General features: G+C 39.3%; 15 protein-coding genes. 9 read left to right on the top strand and 6 right to left on the bottom strand.

Annotation, left to right across the window (positions count from 1 at the left end):
• Positions 1 to 1,007 precede the first annotated feature (1,007 nt).
• Positions 1,008 to 2,891, top strand: a complete 1,884-nt coding sequence (locus AC4PG5_RS11295) for a M1 family metallopeptidase (RefSeq protein WP_492028986.1) — start codon at positions 1,008 to 1,010, stop codon at positions 2,889 to 2,891.
• A 142-nt stretch (positions 2,892 to 3,033) separates the two neighbouring features.
• On the opposite strand, the gene AC4PG5_RS11290 is transcribed toward AC4PG5_RS11295, so the two are convergent.
• From AC4PG5_RS11290 to dut, 4 genes are read right to left on the bottom strand one after another with little or no spacing between them, the layout of a single operon-like run.
• Positions 3,034 to 4,338: a murein hydrolase activator EnvC family protein gene (locus AC4PG5_RS11290; RefSeq protein WP_492028985.1), complete on the bottom strand. Its 1,305-nt coding sequence runs from the start codon at positions 4,336 to 4,338 to the stop codon at positions 3,034 to 3,036.
• Positions 4,335 to 4,886, bottom strand: coding sequence for a lipoprotein insertase outer membrane protein LolB1 (gene lolB1, locus AC4PG5_RS11285; protein WP_492028984.1), 552 nt, complete (start codon positions 4,884 to 4,886; stop codon positions 4,335 to 4,337). The genes AC4PG5_RS11290 and lolB1 overlap by 4 nt, the downstream gene beginning before the upstream one ends.
• Complete coding sequence (locus tag AC4PG5_RS11280; protein WP_492028983.1) at positions 4,883 to 6,634, bottom strand: tetratricopeptide repeat protein; 1,752 nt, start codon at positions 6,632 to 6,634, stop codon at positions 4,883 to 4,885. The genes lolB1 and AC4PG5_RS11280 overlap by 4 nt, the downstream gene beginning before the upstream one ends.
• Positions 6,635 to 6,679: 45 nt before the next feature.
• Entirely contained in the window at positions 6,680 to 7,114 is a 435-nt protein-coding gene (gene dut, locus AC4PG5_RS11275) for a dUTP diphosphatase (protein ID WP_492028982.1), read from the bottom strand.
• Positions 7,115 to 7,239: 125 nt separating this feature from the next.
• On the opposite strand from dut, the gene dgt reads away from it, so the two are divergent.
• On the top strand, positions 7,240 to 8,586 hold the full coding sequence (gene dgt, locus AC4PG5_RS11270) for a dGTP triphosphohydrolase (RefSeq protein WP_492028981.1): 1,347 nt from the start codon (positions 7,240 to 7,242) through the stop codon (positions 8,584 to 8,586).
• Here dgt and glsB read toward each other — a convergent pair.
• Positions 8,558 to 9,571, bottom strand: coding sequence for a glycine N(alpha)-acyltransferase GlsB (glsB, locus tag AC4PG5_RS11265; protein WP_492028980.1), 1,014 nt, complete (start codon positions 9,569 to 9,571; stop codon positions 8,558 to 8,560). The genes dgt and glsB overlap by 29 nt on opposite strands.
• 26 nt (positions 9,572 to 9,597) lie before the next feature.
• On the bottom strand, positions 9,598 to 10,416 hold the full coding sequence (glsA, locus tag AC4PG5_RS11260; RefSeq protein WP_492028979.1) for a lyso-glycine lipid O-acyltransferase GlsA: 819 nt from the start codon (positions 10,414 to 10,416) through the stop codon (positions 9,598 to 9,600).
• A gap of 251 nt (positions 10,417 to 10,667) precedes the next feature.
• Here glsA and AC4PG5_RS11255 point away from each other — a divergent pair, with 251 nt between their 5' ends.
• The 7 genes from AC4PG5_RS11255 to mraY all read left to right on the top strand — a co-directional run bounded on the left by AC4PG5_RS11255 (position 10,668) and on the right by mraY (position 18,225).
• Positions 10,668 to 11,171: an RNA polymerase sigma factor gene (locus AC4PG5_RS11255; protein WP_492028978.1), complete on the top strand. Its 504-nt coding sequence runs from the start codon at positions 10,668 to 10,670 to the stop codon at positions 11,169 to 11,171.
• A gap of 294 nt (positions 11,172 to 11,465) precedes the next feature.
• Positions 11,466 to 11,918 carry a division/cell wall cluster transcriptional repressor MraZ gene (gene mraZ / locus AC4PG5_RS11250; protein WP_492028977.1) on the top strand — a complete coding sequence of 151 codons (453 nt, stop codon included), beginning with the start codon at positions 11,466 to 11,468 and terminating at the stop codon, positions 11,916 to 11,918.
• A 17-nt stretch (positions 11,919 to 11,935) separates the two neighbouring features.
• Positions 11,936 to 12,847 (top strand): 16S rRNA (cytosine(1402)-N(4))-methyltransferase RsmH, encoded by a 912-nt coding sequence (gene rsmH, locus AC4PG5_RS11245; RefSeq protein ID WP_492028976.1) that lies wholly within the window; start codon positions 11,936 to 11,938, stop codon positions 12,845 to 12,847.
• A 30-nt stretch (positions 12,848 to 12,877) separates the two neighbouring features.
• A complete protein-coding gene (locus tag AC4PG5_RS11240; RefSeq protein WP_492028975.1) occupies positions 12,878 to 13,228 on the top strand; it encodes an FtsL-like putative cell division protein in 351 nt (116 codons plus the stop codon).
• A gap of 63 nt (positions 13,229 to 13,291) precedes the next feature.
• Positions 13,292 to 15,421 carry a penicillin-binding protein gene (locus tag AC4PG5_RS11235; RefSeq protein WP_492030749.1) on the top strand — a complete coding sequence of 710 codons (2,130 nt, stop codon included), beginning with the start codon at positions 13,292 to 13,294 and terminating at the stop codon, positions 15,419 to 15,421.
• Between the two features lie 26 nt (positions 15,422 to 15,447).
• Positions 15,448 to 16,896 carry a UDP-N-acetylmuramoyl-L-alanyl-D-glutamate--2,6-diaminopimelate ligase gene (locus AC4PG5_RS11230; RefSeq protein ID WP_492028974.1) on the top strand — a complete coding sequence of 483 codons (1,449 nt, stop codon included), beginning with the start codon at positions 15,448 to 15,450 and terminating at the stop codon, positions 16,894 to 16,896.
• A gap of 60 nt (positions 16,897 to 16,956) precedes the next feature.
• On the top strand, positions 16,957 to 18,225 hold the full coding sequence (gene mraY / locus AC4PG5_RS11225) for a phospho-N-acetylmuramoyl-pentapeptide-transferase (RefSeq protein ID WP_492028973.1): 1,269 nt from the start codon (positions 16,957 to 16,959) through the stop codon (positions 18,223 to 18,225).
• Positions 18,226 to 18,228 lie beyond the last annotated feature (3 nt).

Here is an 18,228-nt window from a genome sequence, read left to right as displayed (position 1 = left end):
TATCGATTATAATAGGGTTAAACACCATTTCATTCTCTGCTAAGAGGATTGAAATGGTGTTTTTTCATAGATTACTGCCCCTCAGAGGTTTCCATATTTCTTATAAGTTTGACATCCACAAACAAATATGGAGACGAGGAAAAGACCAACTGATCATCACTGTTTTATTCGTCATGATTGTATTATCAAACAGTCTATCAATATTTAAGCGTAAATCCACAGCAATTTAAAATAGCCACAACGTGTCTAGGTTCTTAGGATAGAAAAAATAAAACGGTCTATCTTTTCAGAGTGATAGAACAGAAAGAGTCTACCTACATCAGTAAAAGACAACCTAAATCAGTAAAAGGCACGCTCATAGAGCAAGAAATCAGCAACTTACGTCCGATTTATAGTTTCATACGGCAGACAAAGCAGTTTCATACGGTAGAAGTTCTAGTTTCATACTGACAAAATAAAAGTTCCAACGTTTGGAAATAATTTTCCAAACGTTGGAACTGAAATAGCGACCCTTCGAAACTTTTTGTTTTACCTTAAAAAAAAGAGAACTAGCCCGTTGGATGGGCAAGGGAAAGGCTTTCTGATTGTCAGGAAAAAGCACTCAATCATCCTTCCATTCACTTGGTGTTGCAGATCATTGATCTGCCACCTATCTGCAACACCCATCTGCAACACTCTTTCGAAACTGTAAATCAACAACTTATCACTCATTTGGTGGCAGATGACAGATCATATTCAAAATAAACTTTAGGAGGAGGAATATATAAGAGTTGCACTTGAGAGAGTTCAGTGATTAACCTATGAAAGAAGTGAACTCAGTCTATTCGACTGAATGACTTGGTTTAAGGTTTATCTCCAAAATAAATTTTAGCGCATATCCTTACAAAAAGAATTCCAAAAAAGCTCGTTTATCGAAAAAGAAGAAATATATTTGTAAGAAATAATTAGAACATAACCATTTAACGATCTTATAAAAGATCGATTAACCTCCTTAAACTCTAACAAAGATGAAAAAAAGAATGATTCTTGCAACGGGCTTATTTTTGCTCTTCTGTACGACCGTCTTCTCAGAAGAAAAAAACGTGGTGCCCAAAAGCGTTACATTAGCCTACGCCAAGCAGACACGCAGCAAAGATGGAAATCCCGGTAAGCATTACTGGCAAAACACAGCGTCTTACACCATCAAAGCAACCGTCGATGTGAAGAACAAGATGCTACACGGCTCGGAACGAATCACCTACTTCAACAACAGTCCGGATACCCTAAAGACTCTTGTCGTCAGACTCTATCAAGATCTATTTAAAAGAGGAGCCAACCGCAATTCACTCGTCGATGTGGATCCGCGCGATTTGACCGACGGCGTAGTCATCGAGCGTATGCATATCGGGAATAACGAGAAGACCATCGAAGTGAATCAGAAACAAGTGCGCCGCACAGGCACATTGATGCACGTACAACTCACTGACAAGATAGCGCCACAAAGCAAAGCCGACATACAGATCGACTGGAATTTCCACATCCCCGAACACACCTTAATCAGAATGGGGACGATCGACAGTACGACTGTTTTTCTAGGACAATGGTATCCACAAATCGCAGTGTATGACGATCTCAACGGATGGGATAAGCATTCCTACAACGGACTAGCAGAGTTCTACAACGAAGTAGCCGACTTTGATGTCGAGATTACTGTTCCCAAAGGCTTTATGGTTTGGGCTACCGGAGAGCCGGTAAACATAGACGAGTTGCTGCAAGCTCCATACAATGCCAACTATAAGAAAGCCACAGCTTCCGATCAAGTCACCCATTTAATCACAGTTCAAGATTTGAAACGAGGAAACATCACCACCAACAAACAGACTTGGAGATACAAAGCTTCTCAGGTTTCTGATTTCGCTTTCGGGCTCAGCGATCATTATTGTTGGGATGTCACAAGCGTGGAAGTAGATAAGGCTACGAAAAGACGCACCATAGTAGGAGTCGCCTATAATCCTGCCTCTCAACATTTCGATAAAGTAGTAGATGTGGCGAGAGAGACCGTCCGTTCCATGTCGGAAGAGATACCGGGCATTCCGTTTCCCTTCCCTTATATGACCGTCTTCAATGGCGATTTTGGTATCGAGTATCCGATGATCACCAATGTAGGTGCAGATCCTAAGTTCAGCATGACCGTGTATGCCAATTCGCACGAAATAGCACATAGCTACTTCCCCTTCTACGTTTGCACCAACGAAACGAAAAATGGCTGGCTCGACGAAGGGCTGACCGTGTTTTTACCTGAGAAAGTTCAGATGAGAATGGCGCCTCTTGATGAAGCCAAGAAGAACACCAGAGCTTTCTCCTATTATGCCGGTCTGGAAGATGAGCCGGCGGTAATAACGCCAACCCACTACCTTGATCAGCGCATCTATTTCTACCTCAATTATGCCAAGACAGAAGTTGCCTTACGCATGTTAGAGACAGAGCTGGGTGATTCGTTGTTTAAGACTTGCTTAAACGGATTTATGGAACGCTGGAAATATAAACACCCAACACCATACGACTTCTTTAATACGTTCAACTCCCTTTCCGGACAAGACTTAACGTGGTTTTGGCAGGCGTGGTACTATCAAAATGGTGGCATTCCCGATTTAGCAATAGATCAAGTCAAACGCTCAGGACATAAGATCGAGGTCGTGGTGGTTAATAAAGGCGATTTTCCTTTACCCGTTGTCCTTTCAGGTTATAACCAGGACAAAATCGTAAAAACAATCACATTGCCGGCTAGAAAATGGTTGGAACAACCTAACAAACCGTTAACGGTTTCTTTTGAATCGACAGAACCGATCACCAATATCACATTAGGCAATGACTATATCCCTGACGCCAACCGTTCGAATAACAAACACTAATTCGGGCAGTGACAAGTCTTCTTACAAACGTTTAGACTGACCTTTAGAATGTAAAGGGAAACAAGAGTCGTTCGCATAAAAGTTTGCCCTCGTTGTACAAAGACAACGAGGGCAACTCTTATTTTAAAAATATTTTAAAAATCTACCGGTTCAACCAAGGTTCCGGATTCAACTTATCTTTCTCACGCCGAAGTTGGAAATGTAAGACTGTACGTCCTCCATCGGCTCCATCAGAGAAAACGGTACCAATCGGTTGTTTCGTCTGAACCGCATCACCCGACTTCACGCTTGCCGAAGATAAGTTGCAATACACCGAGATGTAACTGCCATGACGGATGAGGATATTGAACAAGCCATTCAACTGGAACACCGCCGCTACTTTACCATCGAAGATCGCCCGTGCTTGAGCTCCGGGTTTACCTTGAATGTCGATGCCTTTGTTGTCGAGCTTCACATTACGAAGTCCTTCAACAGCATACTCCCCAAAATGGCTCGTAATAATATAAGCCCCGGAAATCGGCATAGGCAGACGTCCTTTATTGGAGGAGAAGTTGCTCGATAACTCACGATCCGCTCTACTCATCGTATATTCTTCGAGAGGTTTGCTCTTCGAAGCTTTCGATCGCTTTGAGCTTTTTGAACTCTTCTTTTCCTCTACAGTCCGACCGGCCTTTTCAGCTTCCTTACGCGCTTCTTCCTCGGCACGCTTACGCGCACGTTCTATTTCCTCAGCAATCAGACGGTCGATCTTAGCATTCAGCTGAGCCGCTTCACGTCTTTTCTTATTAATCTCGCTTTGTAATCCCTTCTGTTTCTTTTGAAGGTTGGCCACTAACGACCGCTTTTCTTTTTCCTGAACCTCAAGTTTTTGCTTCTCGCCTTCCCGTTCTTTTAGGAGATTCTCTTTAGCCCGCTTTACCTGTTCACGTTCGATCTTCTTCTTACGCACTTGCTCCTGCTTCTTTAAGATCTCTTCACCTTGAAGACGCTGATAAGTACCATATTCACGAACGTAACGCAAGCGACGATAGGTCTGTCCCAGATCTTTTGCCGAAAAGATAAACATCAACTTCTCCTCGATCGACTTGTTTTTATACAAATATTGTACAGAAGCTTCATATTTCTTTTTCTTACTTTTCAGGTCACGCTCCAAACTTCGAAGTTCGACAGCCAACGAATAAAGTTCGTCGTCGATCGACTTGACATCCGTGTTAATGACTGCGATGTAACGCTTACGTTCCTCAATCTGCCCCGTCAATACCGTAAGATTCCTCAGCTGGCTCCCGACATCTTTCTTTGTAGTTTTAAGCAACTGTTCGGTTTCGACAATCTGTTTTTGAAGTGCACCACGTTTGCCTTCGAGCTCTTTGATCAGTTTATTCGACTGAGCAAACAAAGAAGGAAAAGTACACCAACTCAATAACAAAGCAACTAAACAATATCTCATAATATTTTCGACAACATATTCATTAATTCCTCCAAAGAGGTTTGACGATATTTAGAAGAAACCTCAGTCGGAATAATAGCAATCTCACGAGCACTAAAGTCGTATAACTTTAACTTGGCTTTCTGCAAAGAGGGAATACCAAGATCCTTACCCAGAATTTCGCTCTTACCATTAGGCAACGAGGCCTTGATCAGTAGTTTCTCTAGTCGTGAATAATCGGCTTTATGAAGGATCGCCTGTTCAACTTCGGCTTTTGTAGCACGCACATAGCGTTTATTCATACGATCGATCAATAAAATGTCATCTGGAGTGATCTCTATACGGGCCACTTCCGAACGGAGAATCGGCATGAGCAAAGAAATCTGTATCCGTTCGTGACTTTTCATCTTCATATGACCTCCAATGGTCAACGAGCCATCGCGTGTGGGTACAACGAGTTGCAACTTCGACGATAAATAAACCGGATCTAATGATCCACTGCCGGGTTTCAATGTTTTACAGCCGGTAAGAAAGACAACTAGACCCAATAAATATAACCACTTTCTCATTCTGCAATGTATTTCTTTTGTTCTATTTTCTGTTTCAAGGTTTTCGAGTCACTTCCCGCATCATAGGCTTTCTTCCAATACATGAGTGCTCCTTCTACATCTTTAGCCATATAAAGGATATCACCACAATGTTCTAAAAGAACAGCACTTTTGGTGGTATCGTTCTTGACTGCTTCTTCAATATAGATGCGCGCCTCAGCATAGTTACCTTTCTCAAACAAGATCCAGGCATAAGTATCTAAGAAGGTCGCATTTTTAGGTTCAGCCTTAACGGTTTTATAACTCATCTCTTCAGCACGATCTAAATCTTTTCGCTCTACCGAGAGGTAATAAGCATAGTTGTTCAACGCGCCAATGTTTGAAGGATTGTACACCAAAGCCGAGTCATAAGCAGCATAAGCCTCAGTCATCTGTTTCTTGGTATGATAAACATCTCCCATAATGGCATAGAAGTCGGAAACAACTTCTTTCTTACTCTGCTCATTAACCTGCTCTAAAGCTTTGCGGCAGACGCTCAAAACACTATCCCCTTCTTCCGCTTGATTATAAGCAATAGCTAGATAATAGTAAAATTCTAAGGCCTCCGGAGTCGCCTCTATACCCGGCTCACAAACCTTAATAATCTTTTGATAATCTTCCTGTTTAACAGCGGCACTCACCAACATCAAACGAGCCGCTTTATTCGTCGGCTCAACCTGAACGATTTGTTCCAGAACAGGCACCGAAGCTGCCTCCATGTTTTTCGACAATAGATACTGGGCGTATAGCATGGGGATCTGAGCATCTTCGGGATCGAGTTTGAGCATACGATCGAACAAGCGTATGACTTGAGTACTATCTTTTCCCGAAGATTCACCGTCGACAATCACTTGACGCATCACATTCACTTTCGTTTCAGCCGGCACTTTCTTACTTAAAAGCAAGGTATCGAGTTGTTGTTGGTACTTCTCTTGATCGCCGATCTCGTCGTAATAATTGGCCATAGAATACAAAGCCATCGCGTTATCCGACTCTGCAGCGAGAACTTTCTGATACAACGCATAAGCTTCTTGCTTTTTCCCATGCTCCAGATAAACATCCCCTAAGATGACTTGATAACGTAGATCTGCCGGATATTCTTCAACCAAGCTTTCAATCTCACGAAACGCCTTTTTATCCTCTTTCATCTGCAGGTAAACCCGAAACTTTTCCATCGTGAGTTGTTCGTTTTTCCCCATACGCTGTTCTAAACGATTGAGGGTACGAATGACTTCACGGTATTTTTGTTCACGATTATAAAGATCCAACAGATTAAGCAACGGTTCTTGCTTCGAAGGGAAGCGAAGAGCCATCTGTTCATAAAGATCGGTGGCTTTTTCCAAGTCGTTTTGCTGCTGATACAAAGAAGCCAGACCCTGGCTATACCAATAATTGTCGGGACTGTATCGTACCGCTTTTTCTAAAGCATCACGCCCTTGCGGGACTTGCCGCAAGAACAGATAATATTGGGCGAGCTCATATAACGCCGAAGAAGCTTTAGGATTAAGATCCAGACAATGCTGCAAAAGCTCAAAAGTGACATCGTACGACTTCTGTTGCTTCATCCGCATGGCCTCAAGAAAGTAGTAATCGTACTTTCGTTGATCGGCAACCGACTGGTCATTGAGGGGCGTTGACGAATGATCGACCAAACGAACCTTCGACGCGCACGACAAGAGAAGAAGCGATAGACCGGCTACCAATAAAATAGGTGTTATTCTTTTTTTCATGATTCCAAATCTAAAAAGCCCAATCTATGATTCGGCATTTATCCATTAAGATTTCCCGGTGTGTCCAAATCCCCCAGCTCCTCTGGCTGTATCATCCAACGTATCAGTAGACTCCCAACCAACGTGCTCGTGACGGGCAATGATCATCTGAGCGATACGTTCACCATCTTCAATGACAAAGGATTCGCCGGAAAGGTTAATGAGGATGATACCTATCTCTCCTCTATAATCAGCATCGATCGTTCCCGGGGAATTAAGCACTGTGATACCTTTCTTCAAAGCCAAACCACTGCGAGGGCGAATTTGTGCTTCGTAGCCTTGAGGTAATGCCATATAAAGTCCGGTTGGTACAAGGCAACGTTGCAAAGGATTCAAAGTAATAGGTTCAGACAAATTAGCACGAATATCCATGCCGGCAGAAGATTCTGTAGCATACTCCGGTAAAGCATGCTTCGATTTATTAATAATTGGAATGTTCATATTCTTTTTGTTACGAGATTAATGGGCGAAAATACGCATTTTGAACCGAAAAATGTCTAAGTTTGCAGTTAAATAATGTGCTCAAGAAGGAATACAACTTAAAAAGAGACAAAATAAAGAAAGATATGATGGATTGGAGAACTCTAATATCCGCCAAACGCTTTGGCATGGAAGAATACCACGAGAAACGACAAGAAAATCGCTCGGAATTCCAACGAGATTATGACCGTTTGATCTTTTCAGCCCCTTTTAGACGTTTACAAAACAAGACTCAAGTCTTTCCTTTGCCTGGTAGTATTTTCGTACACAATCGGCTCACCCATAGTCTTGAGGTCTCATGTGTCGGACGATCTTTGGGGAGCAATGTATCACAAGCCATCCTCAAAGAACATCCCGATTTAGAGGATTCATTCTTACCGGAAATCAGTTCAATTATTTCGGCGGCCTGCCTTGCTCACGATCTTGGAAACCCTCCTTTTGGTCACTCGGGTGAACGCGCCATATCGACCTTCTTTTCTGAAGGAAAAGGATTAACTTTCAAAGAAAAACAGATCGACGGCTCACAATTATCTGCAGCAGAATGGGAAGATCTCACTCACTTTGAAGGAAATGCCAATGCCTTTAGACTACTCACCCATCAATTTGAAGGACGACGAAAAGGAGGTTTCGCAATGACTTATAGCACCTTGGCTTCAATCGTTAAGTACCCTTTTTCTTCCGAACTAGCCGGGGATAAATCGAAGTTTGGCTTTTTCACGACCGAAGAGCAAAGTTTCCGTCTTATAGCCGACGAATTAGGATTGATTAAAGTGAGCGACTCGCCACTAAAATATGTCAGACATCCGTTGGTTTTTCTAGTAGAAGCGGCCGACGACATCTGTTATCAAATGATGGATATTGAAGACGCTCACAAGTTAAAGATTCTAACAAGAGATGAGACAAAATCAATCTTAATGGATTATTTCGATGACGATAAAAAGAGTCACATTGAAAAAACGTTCCATTTTGTCAGTGATGCTAATGAGCAAATTGCTTATCTACGTTCAAGTGTCATCGGACTACTGATCAAAGAGTGCACCACCGCATTCCTCGCTCACGAGAAAGAAATCTTATCGGGTACTTTCAACAACCCTTTAATCAAGAGCATTTCCGATCGTCCATTAGTAGCCTATAAATCAAGTTCTGAAACCTCATTCGACAAGATTTACCGATCACGCGACGTATTAGATATTGAGTTGGCCGGCTTTAAAGTCATCAGCACCTTACTCGACCTCATGACCGAAGCAATCAAAGCACCGGACAAAGCTTATTCAAAGCTACTTATCGATCGTGTTTCGAATCAATATAATATAAAATCGCCCATACTCTACGAAAGAGTACAGGCGGTTCTTGATTATATATCGGGAATGACCGATGTCTTTGCACTTGATTTATATCGGAAAATTAATGGCAACAGCCTTCCTGCTGTGTAACCACCTTAGGCGTGAAAGCCTCTTGCGATTCGGAAGCCGGATTAAGAGCTTCAGGATGACTTTCGATAAAAGTTTGAATATGACGAATACGTTTCTCCTCAAGTATTTCATCAACAGCGATTAGAATCCCGGTTTCTTCAACCTCTCCAAATTCATGGTTAACAGCCGTACCAAACATTCGCATGGTAGGGCTTAACCCCATATAGGCATTCACCAATGGGGGAATATTATAGCCCAATTTTCGAATCTCCATATTAAGAATCCGATAATCGCCTTTAAATGACGAATCCTCAAAAATAGAGTTCAGTTCTGATTCACTCGTTTCCAGAATAAGTGGATCAGTTGGAACAATAAGATTCTCCTTATCACAAAAATGCTTCTTAAGAAAATACAAGATCATATCGCGACCTTTACGATGATAACTCGGATACATCGTGACTTTTCCAAAGAAATATTTTACATTTGGCATAACAACCGTCAAAGCACCAAGACCATCCCATAAATTATCCAAAGCGAACAAACCTTTACTTCCTGCACGAGTCGATTGATATTCTAACGTAACAAAAGATCGCCCCAGCTCAACCGTCATCGGTAAATATTCAGAAATAAATTTCTCAGAAAAATGAAACATATGAGAAGTAGCCAAAATAGGAGCACCGTTTTCATCGAATTTCACATCAGTCCCCAATAAATAGCGATATCCTCCCAATATTTCTTCTGCCTCGGGATTCCAAACGATGAGTTGTTTATAAGGATTCTCCATCGTATCAAACTCATCTATATCTATTGATAGACCGGTTCCTCCACCAGCAGCACGAAATGCGATTTCACGCAAACGCCCAATCTCTCTCATCACGTTCGGAGAGTCTTGATAAGTAATAATATAAATTTGATTATTACTTTTATTCGTCATACGTAATCTTTTATCATCCGTTAGCTCCATCTTAAGTAACTCTTTACTTACAGGGTCTATTATTTTTTCCATCTCTTTTATCATATTCATTCAAGATCTTACAATTTGTAAACAGTTTCTTTCACAAACTCAGCCCACTGACTAGGATTTTTTGATTGATCAAAAGTCTGCCATGAGATCGGTTTGCCAAAAGTTACAGTAAAAGTTTTATGCCGGTTCTTAAACATTTCATCAACAAGATACAACATTGCAATATTTATCTTAATGTTCAGAAATTTACACACATTGGCTAAGTTATAAAAAAAGTCAGAATTTCTTCCCTCAAAATGCACGGGTACAACATCCCGATGACATTGCACACTCTTTACAACAAAAGTCTTTTTCCATTTCAAATCACGAATCACTCCTTTTCGTCTACGAGAACACAAGCCAGCAGGAAACATAATCAACTGACTGTTAGACAAAAAACCCTGTTCGACCATCCGAGGAAAATCTTTCGATTGTCTCCCTGTTTTATTTATTGGTATACAAAGCGGAGCCAGTCCATGCAAATTCATGAGTAGGTCATTCACTAAGTATTTTACATTCCCATTAAAAAATGTCCCTAAGACATACCCTAAGGCGACACCATCTTGCCCGCCTAGCGGATGATTAGAAACAAATGTATATAAACCAGATTCTGATATATTCTCCAATCCCTTAACCTCAACCTTAAGATCAAGGAACTCCATACAAGCTTCTAGAAACTCAACTCCAACCTTATCCTTAGATTCTTCCAAAAACACATTAATTTCATCTTGATGAATAATCTTCTTCAAATACGAAATTAAGAACTTGGGAATATACCTATAATGAGCCGGAACCTTTTCTCGAAGTATTCTATCAATATCTATTAATAACAAAGAATCATCGGCCATCTTTTAAGTTTTAAAAAAAATGATGCCACAAAATTAACGGTTCTTTTTTATTATCTGCAATAATTTGCGAAAAAATACGGGTTTGCTATCCCCATATGTCAAAAACCAAATCCTTTTAAAAAGAACTTTTCTCATAGCCCAACAGTCTCCCCCTCTATTTTTGTCAATACCCCCCCTATAGTAATCAATTTATTATTGCATAATTGTATTGCTAACCATAAAATCAAATATTCACCTAAAAAAGTTACACTATGAAAAACTTAAGTTTTAGAAAAGATTTGATTAGAGTCCAAGACGACTTGTTACGTTTTGCATACAAACTTACTACTAATCCAGAAGAAGCAAACGATTTATTACAAGAAACTTCGTTAAAAGTCTTAGACAATGAAGATAAATATACACCTGACACAAATTTCAAAGGTTGGGTTTATACTATTATGCGTAATATCTTCATCAATAATTATCGGAAAGTGATCAGAAACCAAACATTTATTGATCAGACCGACAATCTTTATCACTTGAACTACCCTCAAGATAAAGGCTTTGAAAATACAGAAAGAGTTTATGATCTAAAAGAAATGCGGAAAATAACAAACTCATTACCAAAAGAATATCGAATCCCTTTTGCTATGCACGTTTCAGGATTTAAATACAGAGAGATAGCTGAAAAGTTAAACCTCCCTTTAGGTACAGTTAAGAGTCGAATTTTTTTCACTCGTCAAAAACTGCAAAATGAGTTAAAGGATTTCAGATAAAGAAACTTCTACTCCCCAAATATAAGCGACAAAACGACATGTGATTCCTAAAAAGGTTTATTTAACAACCGGGATCGTATGTCGTTTTAGTATTTCAAAATTCCAAGAACGACGGACGCTCCTTACAGAAGGGACTATTTTCATCAAGAAATCTACTAAAATTTACTTTAAAAAAGGCTCGAATCTTTCATAGACAAAGGTGTTAATAACTTGTCGAAAAATATTTGTGTAAAAATGTGGGGAATTGTGGGGAAATTAATACTTTTACAGTCGTTTTATATAATAAGGTAAAAGATGATGCATTTCTGGGGAAACATAGAAGCCAAAACTGATACAAAAGGAAGAGTATTCATTCCATCAGGATTTAGAAAACAACTACAGACCGCTTCTGAAGAAAGGCTTATTATGAAAAAAGACATCTTCCAAGACTGCCTCATATTATACCCCGAAAGTACATGGAATGAAGACCTCAATGAATTTAGAAAGCGTCTTAACAAATGGGATAGTCAACATCAACTTTTATTTAGGCAATATATTAGCGACGTTGAGCAAGTCACCATTGATTCGAACGGCCGAATTCTTATTCCTAAACGCTATCTCGCCATGTGCAAGATCATTTCAGACGTGAAATTCATTGGGCTAGACAACAAAATCGAAATTTGGGCTAAAGAATTAGCAACAGAGCCTTTTATGTCAGTCGAGAACTTTAGACAGACTTTGGAAAAAGTAATGGGCGAAAAAATATAAAAATAAGAAATAAGAATATGATAAACGAGACTAATTATCACATACCAGTTCTGCTTAAAGAGAGTGTAGAGGCTATGAATATAGATCCAAATGGAATCTATGTTGATGTCACATTCGGTGGAGGTGGGCACTCCAAGGAAATATTATCAAGACTTGGAGAGCATGGTCGTTTATTCGGATTTGACCAAGACCTAGATGCAGAAAAGAATATTATTGATAATCCACACTTTACTTTTGTCAGAAGTAACTTTCGCTATTTACAAAATTTTCTAAAGTATCATCATATCGAAGAAGTTGATGCTATTTTAGCGGATTTGGGCGTCTCATCCCACCACTTTGACGACAGCGAAAGAGGATTCTCTTTTCGTTTTGACGGCAATCTAGATATGCGCATGAATAAAAGAGCAGGGATCAATGCCGCAGACATCATAAATTCTTATGATGAAGAAAGGCTCGCAAATATTTTGTATTTATACGGCGAACTAAAAAATAGCCGGAGACTCGCATCACTTTTAGTTAAAGCTAGAGCAAATAAAGAGATCCACACGATTTACGAGTTATTAGAAGTCATAAAACCAATCTTTAATATAGAAAGAGATAAGAAAGATTTAGCGAAAGTTTTTCAAGCGCTAAGAATAGAAGTCAATCAAGAGATGGAAGCCTTAAAAGAGATGCTGTCAAGCGCAATCAACGTTCTAAAACCAGGAGGGCGATTGGTCGTCATAACTTACCACTCATTAGAAGATCGAATGGTAAAAAACATCATGAAGGCAGGAAATATCAACGGGAAAGTCGAGCAAGATTTTTTCGGCAACGTAAATGCTCCATTACGCATAACTAGCAATAAGGTTATCACTCCATCAGAAAAAGAAATTTTAGCCAACCCAAGATCCAGAAGTGCAAAACTTCGAATCGCTGAGAAGAAATAAAACTGGCCTAACCGAATAAATTAAATAAAGATGGAAAAAGAGGATATAAAAAAGAATCTTAACAAGAACAAAAAACGCACATCTTTAAAAAGTATTCTCGGAGGGGATATTTTAGCTACGGATTTTTTCCGTCGACAAACAAAGCTAATTATCCTCATCATGGTATTGGTTATATTTTATATCCATAACCGATATGCCAGCCAGCAGCAGCAAATTGAAATAGATAGACTAAAAAAGATACTCATTGACATAAAATATGATGCTCTAACACGTAATTCTGAATTAATGGAAAAGAGCCGTCAATCACGTATAGAAGACTATATATCCGACAAAGAGAGCGATTTACAAACATCCACGAACCCTCCTTATCTGATAAAGTAGTCCTAAAGATACGTTTTACACTATAAAAACAATCAACCTGTGGCAGTTAATAAAAAAAATATAATGACCCGATACTTCTTTGTCATATTACTTATGGCACTTATTGGTATCGCAATCATTGTGAAAGCAGGCATTACGATGTTTGCCGAACGTCAATATTGGCAGGATGTAGCTGACCGATTTGTAAAAGAGAACGTCACAATCAAGCCCAACCGAGGTAATATTATTTCCTCTGACGGTAAACTAATGGCTAGTTCTCTACCTGAATACAAAATCTATATGGATTTCATGTCAGGTGAAAGGGATGAAAAAAGGCGCATAAAAGATCAACAACACAAAGATTCTTTGTTGAGGACTTACTTGGATTCCATTTGTATTGGACTTAATAAAATTTTCCCAGATAAAAGCATTAGTGAATTTAAAACTCACTTGAAAAAAGGGCGCAAGCAACGAAGCCGTAACTATTTAATTTACCCTAAGCGTATTTCTTACATCCAATACAAAGAAGCGAAACAGCTACCAATTTTCCGACTAAGCAAGTACAAAGGTGGATTTCATGAATTGATATACAATCAGAGGAAGAAACCTTTTGGATCATTGGCTGCGCGTACCCTCGGAGATGTATATGCCGATACGACAAAAGGTGCTAAAAATGGTATAGAACTCGCTTTCGACACCTTACTTAAGGGGAAAAATGGTATTACCCATCGACAAAAGGTCATGAACAAATACCTAAATATTGTTGACATCCCCCCTATCGATGGCTGTGACATCATAACGACACTAGATGTCGATATGCAGGATATTTGCGAAAAAGCATTAGTTGACAAGATGAAAGAGATTAATGCAAACGTAGGAGTCGTAGTTTTAATGGAGGTCGCTACAGGTGAAGTAAAAGCCATCGTAAACATGACTCTTTGTTCTGATGAGAAATATCATGAAATACGCAATAATGCAATAAGTGATATGCTCGAACCAGGATCTACATTCAAGACAGCATCCATAATGGTCGCTTTAGAAGACGGGAAGATCACTCCAACTTATGAAGTAGAAACAGGAAATGGACTCAAGATGATGTATGGGCGTACAATGAGAGACCACAACTGGCATAGAGGAGGATATGGTAGAATTAATGTCACAAAGATTCTAGAAGTTTCATCTAACGTCGGGGTATCAAGCATTATTGATCATTTCTACAGCAACAATCCACAACGGTTCGTAGACGGTTTAAAAAGAATGAGCATAAATGAACCACTTCACTTACAAATATCCGGTGAAGGTAGACCTAATATTCGTGGTCCTAAAGAACGATATTTCTCAAAAACCACGCTACCATGGATGAGCATAGGCTACGAAACACAAGTTCCTCCTCTCAACATCCTTACCTTTTATAATGCCATCGCAAATAATGGCATAATGGTGCGTCCCAAATTTGTTAAAGCAGCCGTAAAAAATGGAGAAATAATAAAAGAGTATCCAACAGAAATAATTAATGAAAAAATATGTTCAGACCGGACATTAGCAGATATTAGAATGATTCTGCATAAGGTTGTTAGTGAAGGATTAGCTAAGCCTGCAGGCAGCAAACAGTTTAGCGTTTCAGGTAAAACGGGAACTGCTCAAATTTCCAAAGGAAGTGCAGGATATAAAGCTGGGCGAATGAACTATCTAGTTAGCTTCTGTGGATTTTTCCCATCAGAGGCTCCTAAGTATAGTATGATTGTATCCATACAAAAGCCAGGCTTACCAGCATCCGGTGGACTAATGGCAGGTAGCATTTTCGGGAAGATCGCAGAACGAATTTATGCAAAAAATTTAAGATTATCCATCGAAAATGCGGTGGACTCAAATGCCGTCTTTATTCCACCAATCAAAATTGGTGAGAAAGCAGAAACAGAACGTGTCCTAAAGGAATTTGGGATACAACATATAGGGTATTCTTCTCCATCTACAAATAAAAATTGGATCAATCCACAGATCGGTAACCAATCGGTCGTTTTTGAAAAAAAAGATCTAAATCAAAAGAAACTCCCTAATGTTATCGGGATGGGCGCCAAAGATGCCGTTTATTTATTAGAAAGTCGTGGATTAAAGGTCAAAATAATAGGCGTCGGAAAAGTAAAGAAACAATCTATAAATGATGGAGCTTTAATTAAAAAAGGAGAAACAATTACTCTCATCCTAGAAGATTAAAAAAATAATTTTATAAAAAGTAAGATATGAAATTAAATCAGTTACTGACATCAATTGAGCCCCTACAAATAGTAGGAGCCTCTGATATAGAGATCACCGGAGTAAATATAGACTCAAGATCAATTACACAAGGGCATTTGTTTATAGCCATGTGCGGCACACAAGCAGATGGGCACATGTACATCGAGGCCTCTATAGAAAGTGGAGCTGCAGCCATTTTATGTGAGAAAATGCCACAAAACCTAGATCCCCAAATCACCTATGTACAAATAAAGAATAGCGAGGATGTTGTCGGAAAAATTGCCACAACATTCTATGGTGATCCGACTTCTAAACTAAAGCTAGTGGGCGTTACGGGTACAAATGGGAAAACGACAATCGCAACACTATTATACAACACCTTTCGACACTTAGGATATAAAACCGGATTACTATCAACGGTATGCAACTATATTGATGACAAACCTATTCCAACAGAGCATACCACCCCAGATGCAATTACATTAAACCAACTCTTATCAGAAATGGTTAAGGCTGGATGTGAGTACGCCTTCATGGAAGTTAGTTCACATGCCATTGCCCAAAAGCGGATTGGTGGTTTACAATTTGCGGGAGGAATCTTTACCAATTTAACTAGAGATCACTTAGATTATCATAAAACCGTCGACAATTATTTAAAAGCCAAAAAGACATTTTTTGATGATATGCCGAAAGGGGCATTCAGTCTAACAAATTTGGATGACAAGAACGGATTAGTAATGACTCAAAACACGAAATCAAAAACCTATACTTACTCACTAAGAAGCTTAAGCGATTTCAAGGGAAGAGTTCTTGAGTCACACTTTGAAGGCATGTTGTTAGACTTCAATAATCATGAATTGGTTGTTCAATTTATTGGGAAGTTTAATGCTTCAAATTTACTAGCAGTATATGGTGCAGCTGTCTTACTCGGTCAAAAAGAAGAAGATGTGCTCATCACCTTAAGTACCCTGCATCCCGTCTCTGGACGTTTCGATTCTGTCCGATCGCCAAAAGGTTATACGGCTATTGTTGATTATGCCCATACCCCAGATGCTCTAATCAATGTTTTGGATGCCATTCATGGAGTATTAGAAGGCAAAGGAAAGATCATCACCGTTGTCGGAGCCGGAGGCAATCGAGATAAAGGAAAGCGTCCGATAATGGCCAAAGAAGCTGTAAAAAGCAGCGATCAAGTCATCATCACCTCTGATAATCCCCGTTTTGAAGAGCCTCAAGATATTATAAACGATATGCTTGCCGGACTAAATGCTGATGAGAAAAAAAAGACCATCAGTATTGTTGACCGTAAAGAAGCCATTCGTACAGCATGTATGATTGCACAAAAAGGAGATGTCATCTTAGTTGCCGGAAAAGGGCATGAGAATTATCAAGAAATCAAAGGAATCAAACATCATTTTGATGACAAAGAGGTTTTAAAGGAGATTTTTTCATAGTGACAAGGGGGTTTCAAATCATCTAAAAATCCCAAAACATCATAAAGAAAATATTAAGTTATGCTATATTATCTTTTTCAATGGTTGCAAAAGTATAATGTTCCGGGTGCCGGAATGTTTGCTTACACATCCTTTCGCGCATTAATGGCTGTCATTATTGCTTTGCTAATCTCAATCATTTGGGGCGATAAGTTCATCAATTTTCTAAAGAGAAAACAAATTACAGAAACTCAAAGAGATGCATCTATTGACCCATTTGGTACAAATAAGATTGGAGTACCAAGTATGGGAGGCGTTATTATTATCATTGCCATACTCATACCTTGCTTATTATTAGGAAAACTGCATAATATCTATATGATATTAATGCTAATCACAACAGTTTGGTTAGGTACTTTGGGAGGTGCAGACGATTATATCAAGATTTTTAAAAGAGATAAAGAAGGTCTACACGGAAAATTCAAAATAATAGGGCAAGTTGGTCTTGGGTTAATTGTAGGATTAACGCTCTATCTAAGTCCAAACGTTGTGATACGTGAAAATTTTGAGATACACAAGCCCGGACAGGACATGGAGGTCGTACATGGTACGAATGATTTAAAGTCCACACAAACAACCATCCCTTTCTTCAAAAGTAATAATTTAGACTATGCAGACTTCGTTGACTTTTTAGGAGAACATGCTCAAACCGGAGGATGGATATTATTTATAATCGTCACCATCCTTGTGGTAACAGCAGTTTCAAATGGAGCAAATCTAAATGATGGAATGGATGGAATGGCTGCCGGAAATTCCGCTATTATTGGAATAACATTAGGTATATTAGCCTACGTCTCTTCACATATTGAATTTGCAAGTTATTTGAATATCATGTATATTCCTGGATCTGAAGAGCTTGTTATCTTTATCTGCGCATTTATAGGTGCCCTTATCGGTTTCTTATGGTACAACGCTTACCCTGCACAAGTTTTTATGGGAGATACAGGCAGCTTGACTATTGGTGGAATCATTGCTGTTTTCGCTATTATTATCCACAAAGAATTATTAATTCCTATACTCTGTGGCATTTTTCTTGTAGAGAACTTATCTGTAATTTTACAACGTTATTATTACAAAGCGGGTAAACGAAAAGGTGTCAAACAACGTATGTTCAAACGCACACCCATACACGATCATTTCAGAACGTCTATCAACATTATAGAATCTGGATGCAGTGTGAAGTTCAATAAGCCAGAACAACTTTTCCATGAATCAAAGATCACGGTCAGATTTTGGATCATAACAATCATTCTGGCCGCAGTAACCATTATAACACTGAAAATCAGATAAACA

The organism is Bacteroides sp. QWL-09, assembly GCF_058683585.1.
This window is presented reverse-complemented; position numbering and strand designations above follow the sequence as displayed.

Excerpts from the sequence above, each read along its gene's own strand:
- dut (WP_492028982.1), bottom strand. The coding sequence starts at position 7,114 with ATGAACATTCCAATTATTAATAAATCGAAGCATGCTTTACCGGAGTAT.
- AC4PG5_RS11295 (WP_492028986.1), top strand. The coding sequence starts at position 1,008 with ATGAAAAAAAGAATGATTCTTGCAACGGGCTTATTTTTGCTCTTCTGT.
- AC4PG5_RS11230 (WP_492028974.1), top strand. The coding sequence starts at position 15,448 with ATGAAATTAAATCAGTTACTGACATCAATTGAGCCCCTACAAATAGTA.
- glsA (WP_492028979.1), bottom strand. The coding sequence starts at position 10,416 with ATGGCCGATGATTCTTTGTTATTAATAGATATTGATAGAATACTTCGA.
- mraY (WP_492028973.1), top strand. The coding sequence starts at position 16,957 with ATGCTATATTATCTTTTTCAATGGTTGCAAAAGTATAATGTTCCGGGT.
- rsmH (WP_492028976.1), top strand. The coding sequence starts at position 11,936 with ATGATAAACGAGACTAATTATCACATACCAGTTCTGCTTAAAGAGAGT.
- AC4PG5_RS11255 (WP_492028978.1), top strand. The coding sequence starts at position 10,668 with ATGAAAAACTTAAGTTTTAGAAAAGATTTGATTAGAGTCCAAGACGAC.
- AC4PG5_RS11235 (WP_492030749.1), top strand. The coding sequence starts at position 13,292 with ATGACCCGATACTTCTTTGTCATATTACTTATGGCACTTATTGGTATC.
- mraZ (WP_492028977.1), top strand. The coding sequence starts at position 11,466 with ATGATGCATTTCTGGGGAAACATAGAAGCCAAAACTGATACAAAAGGA.
- glsB (WP_492028980.1), bottom strand. The coding sequence starts at position 9,571 with ATGGAAAAAATAATAGACCCTGTAAGTAAAGAGTTACTTAAGATGGAG.
- AC4PG5_RS11240 (WP_492028975.1), top strand. The coding sequence starts at position 12,878 with ATGGAAAAAGAGGATATAAAAAAGAATCTTAACAAGAACAAAAAACGC.
- lolB1 (WP_492028984.1), bottom strand. The coding sequence starts at position 4,886 with ATGAGAAAGTGGTTATATTTATTGGGTCTAGTTGTCTTTCTTACCGGC.
- dgt (WP_492028981.1), top strand. The coding sequence starts at position 7,240 with ATGATGGATTGGAGAACTCTAATATCCGCCAAACGCTTTGGCATGGAA.
- AC4PG5_RS11290 (WP_492028985.1), bottom strand. The coding sequence starts at position 4,338 with ATGAGATATTGTTTAGTTGCTTTGTTATTGAGTTGGTGTACTTTTCCT.
- AC4PG5_RS11280 (WP_492028983.1), bottom strand. The coding sequence starts at position 6,634 with ATGAAAAAAAGAATAACACCTATTTTATTGGTAGCCGGTCTATCGCTT.